Annotated in this window: 12 protein-coding genes; all 12 read right to left on the reverse strand. The window is 38.7% G+C overall.

Annotated features, from left to right (window positions below; all coding sequences use genetic code 11):
- Positions 1–88 precede the first annotated feature (88 nt).
- On the reverse strand, positions 89–1,150 hold the full coding sequence (locus tag ZA07_RS03450; protein ID WP_053970334.1) for a M20 family metallo-hydrolase: 1,062 nt from the start codon (positions 1,148–1,150) through the stop codon (positions 89–91).
- Positions 1,147–1,929, reverse strand: coding sequence for an acetylglutamate kinase (gene argB, locus ZA07_RS03455; RefSeq protein ID WP_053970335.1), 783 nt, complete (start codon positions 1,927–1,929; stop codon positions 1,147–1,149). Before argB ends, ZA07_RS03450 begins: the two co-directional genes overlap by 4 nt.
- A gap of 26 nt (positions 1,930–1,955) precedes the next feature.
- The gene (locus ZA07_RS03460; protein ID WP_053970336.1) at positions 1,956–2,891 is read right to left on the reverse strand and encodes an acetylornithine carbamoyltransferase; all 936 of its coding nucleotides are present in this window, start codon (positions 2,889–2,891) and stop codon (positions 1,956–1,958) included.
- Positions 2,892–4,016 (reverse strand): aspartate aminotransferase family protein, encoded by a 1,125-nt coding sequence (locus ZA07_RS03465; protein ID WP_053970337.1) that lies wholly within the window; start codon positions 4,014–4,016, stop codon positions 2,892–2,894.
- Positions 4,013–4,813 carry a pyrroline-5-carboxylate reductase gene (gene proC, locus ZA07_RS03470; RefSeq protein WP_053970338.1) on the reverse strand — a complete coding sequence of 267 codons (801 nt, stop codon included), beginning with the start codon at positions 4,811–4,813 and terminating at the stop codon, positions 4,013–4,015. Before proC ends, ZA07_RS03465 begins: the two co-directional genes overlap by 4 nt.
- 9 nt (positions 4,814–4,822) lie before the next feature.
- Positions 4,823–5,803: an N-acetyl-gamma-glutamyl-phosphate reductase gene (gene argC, locus ZA07_RS03475; RefSeq protein WP_053970339.1), complete on the reverse strand. Its 981-nt coding sequence runs from the start codon at positions 5,801–5,803 to the stop codon at positions 4,823–4,825.
- A complete protein-coding gene (locus ZA07_RS03480; RefSeq protein WP_053970340.1) occupies positions 5,800–6,990 on the reverse strand; it encodes an argininosuccinate synthase in 1,191 nt (396 codons plus the stop codon). The genes argC and ZA07_RS03480 overlap by 4 nt, the downstream gene beginning before the upstream one ends.
- Positions 6,980–7,612, reverse strand: coding sequence for a GNAT family N-acetyltransferase (locus ZA07_RS03485; RefSeq protein ID WP_053970341.1), 633 nt, complete (start codon positions 7,610–7,612; stop codon positions 6,980–6,982). The genes ZA07_RS03480 and ZA07_RS03485 overlap by 11 nt, the downstream gene beginning before the upstream one ends.
- 341 nt (positions 7,613–7,953) lie before the next feature.
- Entirely contained in the window at positions 7,954–9,549 is a 1,596-nt protein-coding gene (locus ZA07_RS03490) for an NADP-dependent glyceraldehyde-3-phosphate dehydrogenase (RefSeq protein WP_053970342.1), read from the reverse strand.
- A 73-nt stretch (positions 9,550–9,622) separates the two neighbouring features.
- On the reverse strand, positions 9,623–10,885 hold the full coding sequence (gene ilvA / locus ZA07_RS03495; protein ID WP_053970343.1) for a threonine ammonia-lyase IlvA: 1,263 nt from the start codon (positions 10,883–10,885) through the stop codon (positions 9,623–9,625).
- A gap of 48 nt (positions 10,886–10,933) precedes the next feature.
- Positions 10,934–12,436 (reverse strand): ketol-acid reductoisomerase, encoded by a 1,503-nt coding sequence (gene ilvC, locus ZA07_RS03500; RefSeq protein WP_053970344.1) that lies wholly within the window; start codon positions 12,434–12,436, stop codon positions 10,934–10,936.
- A gap of 10 nt (positions 12,437–12,446) precedes the next feature.
- Positions 12,447–12,977 carry an acetolactate synthase small subunit gene (gene ilvN, locus ZA07_RS03505; protein ID WP_053970345.1) on the reverse strand — a complete coding sequence of 177 codons (531 nt, stop codon included), beginning with the start codon at positions 12,975–12,977 and terminating at the stop codon, positions 12,447–12,449.

Below are 12,977 nucleotides of genomic sequence, written 5' to 3' on the forward strand. Positions count from 1 at the left end.
TTTTTTATAGATATTAGAATCAAGACCGTTTCGCTTCTAGAACCTAGGCTTAAAAATATTGGTTCTGCTATCTTGATTATTGGTTCATTTAAAATACTTTCTCTAATAATTCAATATAAATCTTTATCCCTTCCTCTATTTCTTCCAAGTGAATAAACTCATCTGCAGAATGTGACCTTGTACTATCCCCAGGCCCCAGTTTTAATGAGGGACAAGATAAGACTGCCTGGTCGGATAAAGTTGGGGAGCCGTAGGTTGTTCTTCCCATCTCAATACCAGCTTGAACCAATGAATGAGACACAGGAATAGATGACGAATTCAACCTCAAACTTCTCGGAATCAAGCTATCTACAGGGGCTTTCTTCATTAAAATATCTGCTACTTCTTGATTGGAGTATTGATCATTCACCCGACAATCTATGACCAAATCCACATTGGCAGGAATCGCATTATGTTGTTTTCCTCCATGAATTTGGGATACGGTCAGCTTGACTTCTCCCAAAGTTTCAGATACTTTCTCAAATTTAAAATCTCGGAACCATTCTAATACCTTAATCGTTTTATAAATGGCATTATCATCATTTGGGTGGGCGGCATGACTGGGTGTTCCTTTTACCACGGCATCAAACACAACCAAGCCCTTTTCGGCTACAGCCAAATTCATCAAAGTGGGTTCTCCTACTATGGCTACATCAATTTTAGGAATAATGGGAAGCATACTGTTCAATCCTTTATCACCACTACTCTCTTCCTCTGCTGATGCCACAATTACCAAGTTATAAGTTAAATCCCTTTTTTCATAAAAATAGGTGAACGTTGCAATCAATGACACCAAACAACCTCCAGCATCATTGCTTCCTAAACCAAATAATTTTCCATCTTCAACGAGAGCTTTAAACGGATCCTTAGTATAACCATTATTGGGTTTAACCGTATCATGATGGGAATTGAGCAACAAAGTAGGCTTGGAAGCATCAAAATGCTTATTGATGGCCCAAACATTGTGGTCGGTTCTATTAAAAGGAATTTTATGATTTGTAAACCAATTTTCAATATGGTGCGCTGTTCCATCTTCCTCCGATGAAAAAGATGGCGTTTCTATAAGTTGTTTTAACAACTCGATGGCTTCCTGTGTAAGCTGTTCTATCATAAAACCAAGGTTGTAAATTTTTGATTTGTGTTTGAAATTATGGTTGGGTTTCCTATTATCACTTTAGAAACGCCTTTTTTTAGTCCTTCAAAACAATTGTGTACTTTGGGTAACATCCCTTCTGAAATGACTCCTTCAGACACCAATTCTTTATAAGTTTCCAAATTGATTTGTTCAATTACGGACTGATCGTCTTCAATAGAACGTAACACGCCGTTTTTCTCAAAGATATAAATCAATGACACCTCATATTTTGAAGACATAGCTATGGCCAATTCCGAAGCAATAGTATCTGCATTGGTGTTTAAAAGCTGTCCCATCTTATCATGGGTAATGGCACAAAATACGGGCACCAAATTATTTTCGAGGAATAATGCAATCTGCCCCTCATTAATTTCATCGACATCGCCTGCAAATCCATAATCTAGATCTTTCACTTCCCTTTTATGGGCCCTAATGACATTGGCATCGGCTCCAGACAAACCAATCGCATTTGATCCAAACGATTGTAATTGAGCAGTCATATTCTTATTCAACAACCCAGCATAAACCATAGTAACAATCTCCAAATTGGATTGGTCTGTAATTCGACGGCCATCAACCATTTTTGCCTCAACGCCCAACTTGGCCGCCAATTCTGTGGCTCGCTTTCCTCCTCCATGAACTAAAATTTTCTTACCTTCTATTTTGGAAAAGGCCAATAAAAATTCGGCTAAAGCTTCTTGATTATTGATAATATTACCTCCAATTTTTATAATTTGAAGCGGTTCTTTACTCATTGATACACATTTTAAATACTTTCATTTTATAAACTCTCCAAAATATTTTTAAGCACCACTTGGGCAGCAAACGTTCTATTGTTCGCTTGTTTTATAACCACCGATTGCTCACTATCAAGCACTGCGTCTTCTACTACCACATTTCTTCTTACTGGTAAGCAGTGCATGAATTTGGCATTACCTAATTTTTCTTGGGTCATCATCCAGCTTGGGTTTGTGTTTAAAACCTGACCATACTCCTTGAAATTACTCCAGTTCTTCACGTAAACGAAATCGGCATTTCTCATGGCCTCCTTTTGATCATAAACAATTGGGACATTTTTGGTAATTTCAGGATCCAACTCATACCCTTCAGGATGGGTGATTACAAACTCCACGTCCATTTCTTGCATCATAGTTGCAAACGAATTGGCCACCGCTTGAGGTAACGCCTTCGGATGCGGAGCCCAAGACAACACCACCTTTGGAACTTTCTTTTCTGTTAGTTCCGTAATAGTAATCGCATCGGCCAAAGCTTGTAATGGATGTGCAGTAGCGCTTTCCATATTGATAATGGGTACGGTGGCATACTTCTCAAAACTTTTTAAAATATATTCGGATTGATCTTTGGCCTTGTCCTTTAAGCTTGGAAATGCTCTCACTGCAATCACATCGGCATATTGGGAAATCACTTGTGCCGCTTCTTTAACATGCTCTGAAGTGTTGGCATCCATAATGGTTCCATCATCAAATTCAAGCTGCCAAGCCTCATTCACATTTAATGACATCACATCCATCCCTAAATTCTTTGCCGCCTTTTCCGTACTTAATCTGGTTCTAAGACTGGCATTGAAAAACAACATGACCAGGGTTTTATTTTTACCCAATTCTTTATACTCAAATGGATCCATTTTTAATAAAATGGCTTCCTTAATCGCATCTTGAATATTGGGAATATCCTGTATTTCCGTGTACTTCTTCATTTATAATTCCGCTTTCAAGGCATTAAAAAATTGATCGATATGTGATTTTTTTACCGTCAATGGAGGTAAAATTCTTATCAAGTTTGGATTGTTGGCACTTCCTGTGAATATCTGATGTTGATAGATGAGTTTCTTTCTCAAATCTCCAACCTTGAAATCAAATTCCAAACCTAACATCAATCCGCGTCCCTTCACTTGCTTCAACCCTGGAAGCTCTTTGGCTTTCTCCAAGAAATAAGCAGAGACTTCCATAGCATTCGCCATTAAGTCTTCATCTTCCATGACCTTCAAAACAGATAAAGATGCAGAACAAGCCAAATGATTCCCTCCAAATGTTGTACCCAACATACCATAAACCGCCTTAATATCTGGATGGATTAAAATCCCTCCGATGGGAAATCCATTTCCCATTCCCTTGGCAAGGGAAATGATATCGGGCTCAATTTTATGTTTTTGGAACGCAAAAAAGTCACCGGTCCTACCGAAACCCGATTGCACCTCATCTGCTATAAATAAAACGCCATATGTTTTGCACAATTCTGCTAAGCCCTGATAAAATTCTGTGGTACTTTCATCCAATCCTCCTACACCTTGAATCACTTCCACAATTACAGCACAGGTTTCACCTGCCTTTAATATGGTGTCAACACCTTGCAAATCACCCAAAGCAACAAAATCAACTTGATGCTGCCCATTTAATGGCGCCACAATTTTTGGGCTATCCGTTGCTGCTACAGCAGCAGAGGTTCTTCCGTGAAAGGAATTTTTAAAGGCCAGCACTTTCGATTTCCCTGTCACAAATGAGGCTAATTTCAGCGCATTTTCATTGGCTTCAGCACCCGAATTACATAAAAACAACTGGTAATCCGTACAACCAGAAATTTGCACCAATTGTTGCGCCAAAGCCTCTTGCAGCGGGTTTTGGATTGCATTACTATAAAAACCCAATTTAGCCACTTGATCCGAAACCGCTTTAACATATTGGGGATGGGAATGACCTATGGAAATAACAGCATGCCCACCATACAAATCCAAATACTCCCGACCTTGATCATCATATACATAGACATCTTTTGCCTTTACAGGTGTTATATCAAATAGAGGGTAAACATCAAACAAACTCATATTTGCTCTTTTTTAATGTTACTGATTTTTTGAAATGAAGCTACCATACCTTGAATTAAAGAAGAGCTCAATCCTTTGTGTTCCATCTCATTGAGTCCTTCTATAGTACAACCCTTGGGCGTTGTCACCTTGTCAATTTCCTCTTCAGGATGATTACCTGTATTGATTAACAAACTCGCAGCTCCTTCACACGTATACATGGCCAATTCTTGAGCTTCATTAGAATCAAACCCCAATTGGATGGCAGCTTGGGTTGTAGCCCTAATGAGACGCATCCAAAAAGCAATACCACTGGCGCATACTACTGTTGCAGCCTGCATCTGGCTCTCAGGAATCTCCAAAGTGTGACCCAGTCTATTGAAAATGGCTTCAGCTACTTTAATTCTCTTAGCTCCCATCACATTGCTACATAAACAGGTCATAGACTTACCTACAGCGATTGCCGTATTGGGCATTGCCCGAATTATATATTGCTCTGCTCCAACAATTGCTTCTATTTTTGGAATAGTATAACCAGTGATAGTTGAAATTATGACATGCTTTTCGGTTAAAAAAGGAGCAACATCTTTCAAAATGGCTTCAAAATGGGATGGCTGGACGGCAAAAATCAAAATATCAGATTCTTTTACCGCAGCCACATTATCCTGAGTGATCGAAACACCTTTGTAACCTTCAAATTCTGAAAGAGCTTCGGGGTGTCTCTTTGTTAAAACAAGAGTTGTAATGGCATTGTTGGTGATTAATCCTTTGGCGATTGATCGTCCTAAATTTCCAGTTCCTATAATAGCAATTTTCATATGAATCGTTTAAAAATAGTTGGCTTTCAGTTTTAATCCTTCGTCTTCAAAAAAGCCACACATTAAGTTCATATTCTGTACAGCTTGCCCTGAGGCACCTTTAAGTAAATTGTCAATAACACTAGTAACCAGTAAAGTTTCTTGATGCTTGTGAAGGTGCAACAAACATTTATTGGTATTGACCACCTGTTTCAAATGCAGAGGCTCATCACACACAAAGGTAAAAGCCGCATTCCTGTAATAATTTTGATACAATTCCTGAGCATCTTTCAAAGATCCAGAAAAAGGCATATATGCCGTTGCAAAAATCCCTCTTGAGAAGTTTCCTCGGTTGGGCATGAAGAACACTTCCTCAGAAAAGTCACTTTGAAGCTGTTTTAAGGATTGATTTATTTCTCCCAAATGTTGATGCGTAAAAGGCTTGTAATAAGAAAAATTATTGTCTCGCCAAGTAAAGTGAGTCGTTTCCGAAAGGGAAGTCCCTGCTCCCGTCGCTCCCGTCACGGCATTCACATGTACATCACCCTTTAAAAGATTGGCCTGAGCCAAAGGCAACAATGCCAATTGAATGGCTGTAGCAAAACACCCTGGGTTTGCAATATAGTTTGACAATTTAATGGCATCCCTATTCAGTTCTGGCAAACCATAAGTAAATGTATTTCCTTGAAAGACCTTATCTGCTTCCAACCTAAAATCATTACTTAAGTCAATAATTTTCGTGGTGCTTGAAAACGAATTACTCTCTAAAAAAGCCTTGGAATTTCCATGTCCCAAACAGAGGAACAACACATCCACATCTGGATTAATAGCATCAGTAAACTTTAAATCTAATTCTCCCATTAAATCTTGATGCACTTTCCCTATGGGATTTCCTGCGTTTGAAGTACTATAAACAAAGTCGATTTTTGTTTGGGAGTGATGCATCAACAACCTGATTAATTCACCAGCCGTATAGCCCGCTCCACCAACAATTCCTACTTTTTGTATCATGATTCTGAATTTACTTGGTGATAGATTCTATTTTGATTTCCTAGTATTTTTATAAAGCCCTTTGCTTCGTCAGCTGTCCATCCTTTATTCATTTCGCCATAGCTTCCAAATTTGGCATTCATCAGATCATGATCCGAAGCAATACCATCCAAAGAAAAATGATAGGGCTTAAGGGACACGGTTACATCACCAGAAACCATCTCCTGACTGCTTTTCAAAAACGCCTCAATATTTCTCATGACGGGGTCTAAATATTGTCCCTCATGTAAATGCATGCCGTAGAAACTGGACAAATATTCTTTATGTTGCAATTGCCATTTGGTTAAGGTGTGCTTTTCCAATAAATGATGCGCTTTCACAATAATTAATGCAGCCGAGGCTTCAAATCCTACCCTTCCTTTAATACCAACAATGGTATCTCCAACATGCACATCTCTACCAATAGCAAATGGAGAGGCTAGATTTTGAAGCAATTCTATATTCTTTTCTGGAGGGTTTACTTCTCCATTCAAAGCAGTCAACTCTCCTTTTTCAAAAGTCAAAACCACCTTCTCCTCTCCCTCCTTCTTCAGTTGTGATGGATAAGCAGAACCTGGTAATGGTTTATCGGATGTCAATGTTTCAGAACCACCAACACTCGTTCCCCAAAGTCCCTTATTAATCGAATATCTTGCTTTGTCCCATGACATATCTACGCCGTTTGAAATTAGATAATCAATTTCCGCTTCTCTGCTTAATTTTTTATCCCTAATAGGCGTAATGATTTCGATTTCTGGAGCCAACGTTTGGAAAATCATATCAAAACGAACTTGATCATTTCCTGCCCCTGTGCTTCCATGAGCAATATATTTGGCACCGATAGACTTGGCGTATTCAACAATTTCAATCGCTTGAATTATACGTTCTGCACTCACCGATAAAGGATAGGTGTTATTTTTCAACACATTTCCAAAAATGAGATACTTAACAACCTTTTCATAAAAGGTATGGATAGCGTCCACATTCACATAGGAAGCGACACCCATTTTATAAGCTTTCGATTCGATCGTTTGGATTTCTTCTATCGTAAATCCACCTGTATTTACACTAACGGCATGGACTTCAAAGTCTAAATCCTTACTTAGGTGAACGGCACAATAGGATGTATCTAAGCCCCCGCTATAGGCCAAAACCACTTTACTTTTCATTTTTTTCTTTCTTTAAATACAAGGTTTCTTTAATTTGCTTCAGCCTTTTAAACACTTTTTCTTTGACAGGCTTCACGTTTATTTTCCCTCCTTTTTTTTCTATTTCTGGATTGTATAACATTCCTGTACACAAACACATTTTTTGCTCGGTACGTTGCAAAACATCATAGTTTTTACAGGTTTGGCAACCTTTCCAGAAGGTTGGGTCATCCGTTAATTCTGAAAACGGAACGGGGCGATATCCCAGTTCGGTATTCATTTTCATAACTGCTAGACCTGTGGTGATACTAAAAACTTTGGCGTCTGGATATTTCTTTCTAGAGTGCTCAAAAATTTTATGTTTAATTTGTTTGGCCACACCGACTCCTCTATAATCTGGATGTACAATCAATCCGGAATTTGCTACAAATTTGCCGTGGCTCCAAGCCTCGATATAGCAAAACCCAACAAATTTATCTCCATCCAAGGCTATAACAGCATTGCCATTTTCCATTTTGGTAATGATATATTCAGGAGTGCGCTTCGCTATACCAGTTCCTCGTACCTTGGCCGATTCAGCAATGGTATCAGAAATAAGAGATGCGTAAACCGAATGAGATTTGTCTGCAATAACAATTTTCATTGTTCAAAAAATAAGATTAAGGTTAATTTGATTTTGGAAGAAAAGAACCGGACTCACCTAAGTTCCATAGAAAGCATACACCCTTACGGGCGGCGATACATACGGAAAGGAGTCAACGGTTGACCGAAATCAACTGCTAATTTTATTAAAAATGTTATTTGGAAAATATGTTTCAAGATTAAAATAATATACGTTATACAATTGCAAAAAGATGATTAGCAATAGCGTCGGCGTTTGCTAATCAGCAAACTGGGTTGTGACGGACGTATATTATTTTCTGGTTTAAACATGCAACAAATATATAAATTATTTGAAATCGCTTATACCGATTAACTAAATTTTTACAAAATATAGTCCGTGCTCACAAAATTTGACGCATTGGCATCCAATAAGTTATTCAAAATCTCCTTGTTATATTCGGTATCCTTTGTTGCCACAAAAGTCCTAATAGAAAAAGACCTTAAGGCATCATGGACACTAAGGGTTCCTTTAGCTGAATCCTTTCTACCTGTGAAAGGATATACATCTGGTCCACGTTGACAAGAACTGTTTAAGTTCACACGACACACCAAGTTTACCAAGGTATCAATTAACGGCGCCAAGGTTTTAATATCGTTACCAAACAAACTCACTTGTTGTCCGTAATTGGATTCTGCCATCTCATCCAATGGCTGTTCAATATCCTTAAATGGCACTATTGGAATCACAGGTCCGAATTGTTCCTCTTGATACACACGCATGTCTTTGGCTACTGGAAATAGCACCGCAGGAAAAATATAATTTTCTGATGTTTCTCCGCCTTTTTCGTTAAGAACCTTGGCGCCCTTTGAAATAGCATCATCAATTAGTTCTTGAATATATGCTGGCTTTTCAGGTTCTGGAAGCGGCGTCAATTTAGCTCCTTGCTCCCACGGATTCCCAAATTTCAAACCATCCACTTTCTTAGAAAACCGGCTATTAAATTCCTCCAAAATATCTTCATGAACATAAAGAATTTTCAAAGCAGTACAACGTTGCCCATTAAATGACAAGGTTCCTGCAATACACTCGTCTATAGCCAAATCTAGGTTGGCGTCTGGTAACACGATAGCAGGATTTTTAGCCTCCAAGCCCAATACCAATCGTAATCTATTCTGTTTGGGATGTTGATCCATTAATGCATTGGCCGATTTACTGTTTCCAATTAGTGCCAAAACATCTACCTTCCCTGATTGCATAATTGGCGATGCCACCACACGACCTCTTCCGTACAAAATATTTACAGCGCCTTTTGGGAAGCTATTTTTAAATGCTTCCAACAAGGGAGTCAATAATAAAACTCCATGTTTTGCCGGTTTAAAAATACAGGTGTTACCCATAATTATAGCTGGAATGAGAAGGGCGAACGTTTCATTCAATGGGTAATTGTAGGGCCCCAAACACAACACAACCCCTAAAGGACCTCGACGGATGTGGGCATACACCCCATCGTGTTTTGAGAATTTGGCACTGTCACGATCCAGTTGCTTGTATTCTTCAATGGTATCGTAGATATACTCTACAGTTCTATCAAATTCTTTTTCAGAATCTGGAAGGTTTTTACCAATTTCCCACATCAATAATTTCACAACTTCTTCCCGTTTGGTTTTCATTTGCTCCACAAACTTTTCCATACAGGCAATGCGATCTGCCACTTTCATGGTTGGCCACAATCCTTGTCCCTTGTCATAGGCATTACATGCCGCATCCAAAGCTTCCAAGGCCTCTTTTTCAGTGAGAGTAGGAATGGTTCCTAAAAAGGTGGGTTTATAATCTTCAGTTGAAGAAATGGTAGAATAAACATCGGAAGTTTCTCCTTTCCATTCAATTAATTCTCCATTGATTAAATAGGTATTCTGATTGATCCCATTTTTAATTTGAAATTCTTCTGGAATTTCTACGTAGGTGGAACTTAACATAAAACTAAATACTTTAAAGTTCACCTTAAAGATACAATAAAGCTCTTAGTAATTTGGTTACCTTAAGGTTAAACTAAACCAAAAACTGAAATAAGTCGGGTTTGTTATTTAAATAATCCCCATAGAAATTGTGTTGCTTCATTTTCGTTATCAAAGGTTGTAAATCGTCTGGTGTTTTTAATTCGATTCCCACTACAGCCGAACCATTATCCCTATTGGATTTTTTGGTATACTCAAAATGGGTAATATCATCATTAGGTCCTAAAATTTCAACAACAAATTCTTTTAAGGCCCCGGCACGTTGCGGGAACTTCACAATGAAATAATGTTTAAGATTGGAATACAAAAGAGCACGTTCCTTGATTTCGGCGGTGCGTGTGATATCATTATTACTTCCGCTTACAACACAAACCACATTTTTACCTTTTAGTTTATCGGCATAAAAATCTAAAGCTGCAATACTCAATGCGCCAGCAGGCTCTACTACAATAGCTTCTTTATTATATAAATCTAGTATGGTTTGACAAATTTTACCTTCTGGAACCGTTATCATGTCATCCAAGGTTTGTCGGCATATGCCAAATGTCTTCTCTCCTACCCTTTTTACAGCTGCTCCATCAACGAAATTCTCAATATCATCCAGTTCTGTTACTTGATTATTTTTTAAAGAAGTTAACATGGAAGGCGCCCCCTCAGGTTCTACGCCAATGATTTTGGTTTCGGGAGACATCTCCTTGAATATGGTTGACAAACCAGAAGCCAAACCGCCACCTCCAACAGGTACAAACACATAGTCGATTGGGGTTTCTGTTTGACTTAACAATTCCAAAGCGATGGTAGCTTGACCTTCTATTACCTTTTCGTCATTGAATGGATGGATAAAGGTTTTATTGGACTGTTTTTGTTCCTTCATGGCGGCATGATAAGAATCGTCAAACGTATCTCCTTCCAAAACCACTTCTATGAATTCTTCACCAAACATTTTTACCTGTTCGATCTTTTGCATGGGTGTGGGCGTAGGCATGAAAATGGTTCCTGGAATTTTCAACAACCTGCAAGATAAGGCTACTCCCTGTGCGTGATTACCCGCACTTGCACAAACCACTCCATTACTTATTTCCTCAGGAGTCAAAGAGGACATTTTATTATACGCGCCCCTAATTTTATAGGAACGAACCAACTGCAAATCTTCCCTTTTAAATAATATATGACCATCAAACTTTCGGGAATAGTGAATATTTGAAGTCAACGGTGTGTGGTTTACTACCGATTTTAATTTCTGAGCAGCATCCTGAACTGCTTGTAATGTGGGAAAATAGGTTGTGGTTGTTTCCATAGTAAAAAGAAAAGCCTCAAGAATCTTGAGGCTATTTAGATTTCAAAATTATGATAATACGGCCTCTTCTTCTGGTTCGGTAATTTTAATCTTTTTCATGGCCGTCATGGCAGCTCTAAGTCGTTTACCTACCGTCTCAATAGAATGAGAGCGAATCGCTTCATTCACTTTGATTAGCTCCACATTATCTACGTCATTAGACGTGGCAAATGTTTTGCCAATGACAGAAGCATCAACTGTAGTCATAAAATCCTTCAATAAAGGTTTTGCGGCATGATCAAATAGATAACACCCGTATTCTGCGGTATCTGAAATGACTCGGTTCATTTCATAAAGTTTTTTACGCGCAATAGTGTTTGCGATCAATGGCAGCTCATGCAACGATTCATAATAAGCAGAATCTTCTATGATTCCAGAACTTATCATCGTTTCATAAGCCAACTCCACACCGGCCTTAACCATCGCGACCATTAAGGTGCCGTGGTCAAAATATTCCTGTTCTGAAATAGTTTCAGAAGTAAGAGGCGTTTTTTCAAAAGCTGTTTCAGCTGTGGCTGCTCGCCATGTCAACAGATTGACATCATCATTGGCCCAATCTTCCATCATGGTTTGCGAGAAGTGACCTGAAATGATATCATCCATATGCTTTTGGAACAATGGTCTCATCAATACTTTCAATTCTTCGGAAAGCTTGAAAGCTTCAATTTTTGCAGGATTGGATAGGCGATCCATCATATTGGTTATTCCACCATGCTTTAAGGCTTCGGTAATAGTTTCCCAACCATACTGAATCAATTTAGCAGCATATTCTGGTTCAACACCTTCTTCCACCATTCTGTCAAAACACAAAATAGATCCTGTTTGCAGGACTCCACAAAGGATGGTTTGCTCACCCATTAAATCACTTTTCACCTCAGCAACAAATGATGATTCCAAAACCCCGGCACGGTGTCCTCCTGTGGCTACGGCATAAGCCTTGGCTTGAGACAATCCTTTACCTTCAGGGTCATTTTCTGGATGTACAGCGATCAAGGTTGGCACTCCAAATCCGCGAAGGTATTCCTCACGAACCTCCGTTCCTGGGCATTTAGGCGCGACCATAATCACTGTTAAATCTTTCCTTATTTTGGTTCCTTCTTCTACAATATTAAATCCGTGGGAATACGACAAAGTCGCTCCTTCTTTCATAAGCGGCATGACCGCCTTCACCACATTACTATGTTGTTTGTCTGGTGTTAAATTGAGCACCAAATCTGCAGATGGAATCAATTCGTCATAAGTCCCAACAGTGAAATCATTCTCAGTGGCTTGCAGATAGGATTGACGTTTTTCCTTAATAGCAGCTTCACGCAACGCATAAGAAATATCCAAACCAGAATCTCTCATGTTTAACCCTTGATTTAATCCTTGTGCGCCACATCCTATGATGACAATTTTCTTTCCTTTTAATGCTTCTACGCCATCTTCAAATTCAGAAGCAGCCATAAACCGACATTTTCCTAATTGTGCTAATTGTTCTCGTAGTGAGAGTGTGTTAAAATAATTTGACATGGTTTTTGTTTTAGTTGTTGAATGCTACTAGCATTTCTGATATTTTCATTTCCTGTTTGGTGACGGCAATCCTTCCTGAACGGACAAATTGCATGATTCCAAACGGACTTAATTCATTATACAATTCATTTATTTCATGACGTCTTCCAGACTTTTCCAAAACGAAAAAGACCTTGTTCACCGTCACGATATTGACATTGCCTTCTTTGATAATATTTTGAATCTGTGGCTCATCAAATAGTAAGTCTGATTTGATTTTAAACAGACAAGACTCTTGATAAATAATATCTTCATCCCTGTGGTAGTAAGCCTTAATGACTTCAACCTGCTTTTCTATCTGGCCAATAATTTTCTTGATTTGCTCTTCGGTAACCACCACAACAATGGTCCATCTGAACACCCCATGTATTTCTGAAGCTGAAGAGGCAATACTTTCTATATTGATTTTTCTACGTTGGAAAATTGCCGAAATGCGATTGAGCAAACCCACGTTGTTTTCGGTGTAGATAGAAACGGTATATAATTCTTTTTCTGTATCCAT

It is taken from the genome of Mangrovimonas sp. ST2L15 (assembly GCF_001280515.1).
GTDB lineage: Bacteria > Bacteroidota > Bacteroidia > Flavobacteriales > Flavobacteriaceae > Mangrovimonas > Mangrovimonas futianensis.

Bases quoted from the DNA above. Each gene is read 5' to 3' on its own strand.
- ZA07_RS03450 (WP_053970334.1), bottom strand. From the start codon at position 1,150: ATGATAGAACAGCTTACACAGGAAGCCATCGAGTTGTTAAAACAACTT.
- argB (WP_053970335.1), bottom strand. From the start codon at position 1,929: ATGAGTAAAGAACCGCTTCAAATTATAAAAATTGGAGGTAATATTATC.
- ZA07_RS03460 (WP_053970336.1), bottom strand. From the start codon at position 2,891: ATGAAGAAGTACACGGAAATACAGGATATTCCCAATATTCAAGATGCG.
- ZA07_RS03465 (WP_053970337.1), bottom strand. From the start codon at position 4,016: ATGAGTTTGTTTGATGTTTACCCTCTATTTGATATAACACCTGTAAAG.
- proC (WP_053970338.1), bottom strand. From the start codon at position 4,813: ATGAAAATTGCTATTATAGGAACTGGAAATTTAGGACGATCAATCGCC.
- argC (WP_053970339.1), bottom strand. From the start codon at position 5,803: ATGATACAAAAAGTAGGAATTGTTGGTGGAGCGGGCTATACGGCTGGT.
- ZA07_RS03480 (WP_053970340.1), bottom strand. From the start codon at position 6,990: ATGAAAAGTAAAGTGGTTTTGGCCTATAGCGGGGGCTTAGATACATCC.
- ZA07_RS03485 (WP_053970341.1), bottom strand. From the start codon at position 7,612: ATGAAAATTGTTATTGCAGACAAATCTCATTCGGTTTACGCATCTCTT.
- ZA07_RS03490 (WP_053970342.1), bottom strand. From the start codon at position 9,549: ATGTTAAGTTCCACCTACGTAGAAATTCCAGAAGAATTTCAAATTAAA.
- ilvA (WP_053970343.1), bottom strand. From the start codon at position 10,885: ATGGAAACAACCACAACCTATTTTCCCACATTACAAGCAGTTCAGGAT.
- ilvC (WP_053970344.1), bottom strand. From the start codon at position 12,436: ATGTCAAATTATTTTAACACACTCTCACTACGAGAACAATTAGCACAA.
- ilvN (WP_053970345.1), bottom strand. From the start codon at position 12,977: ATGGATACAGAAAAAGAATTATATACCGTTTCTATCTACACCGAAAAC.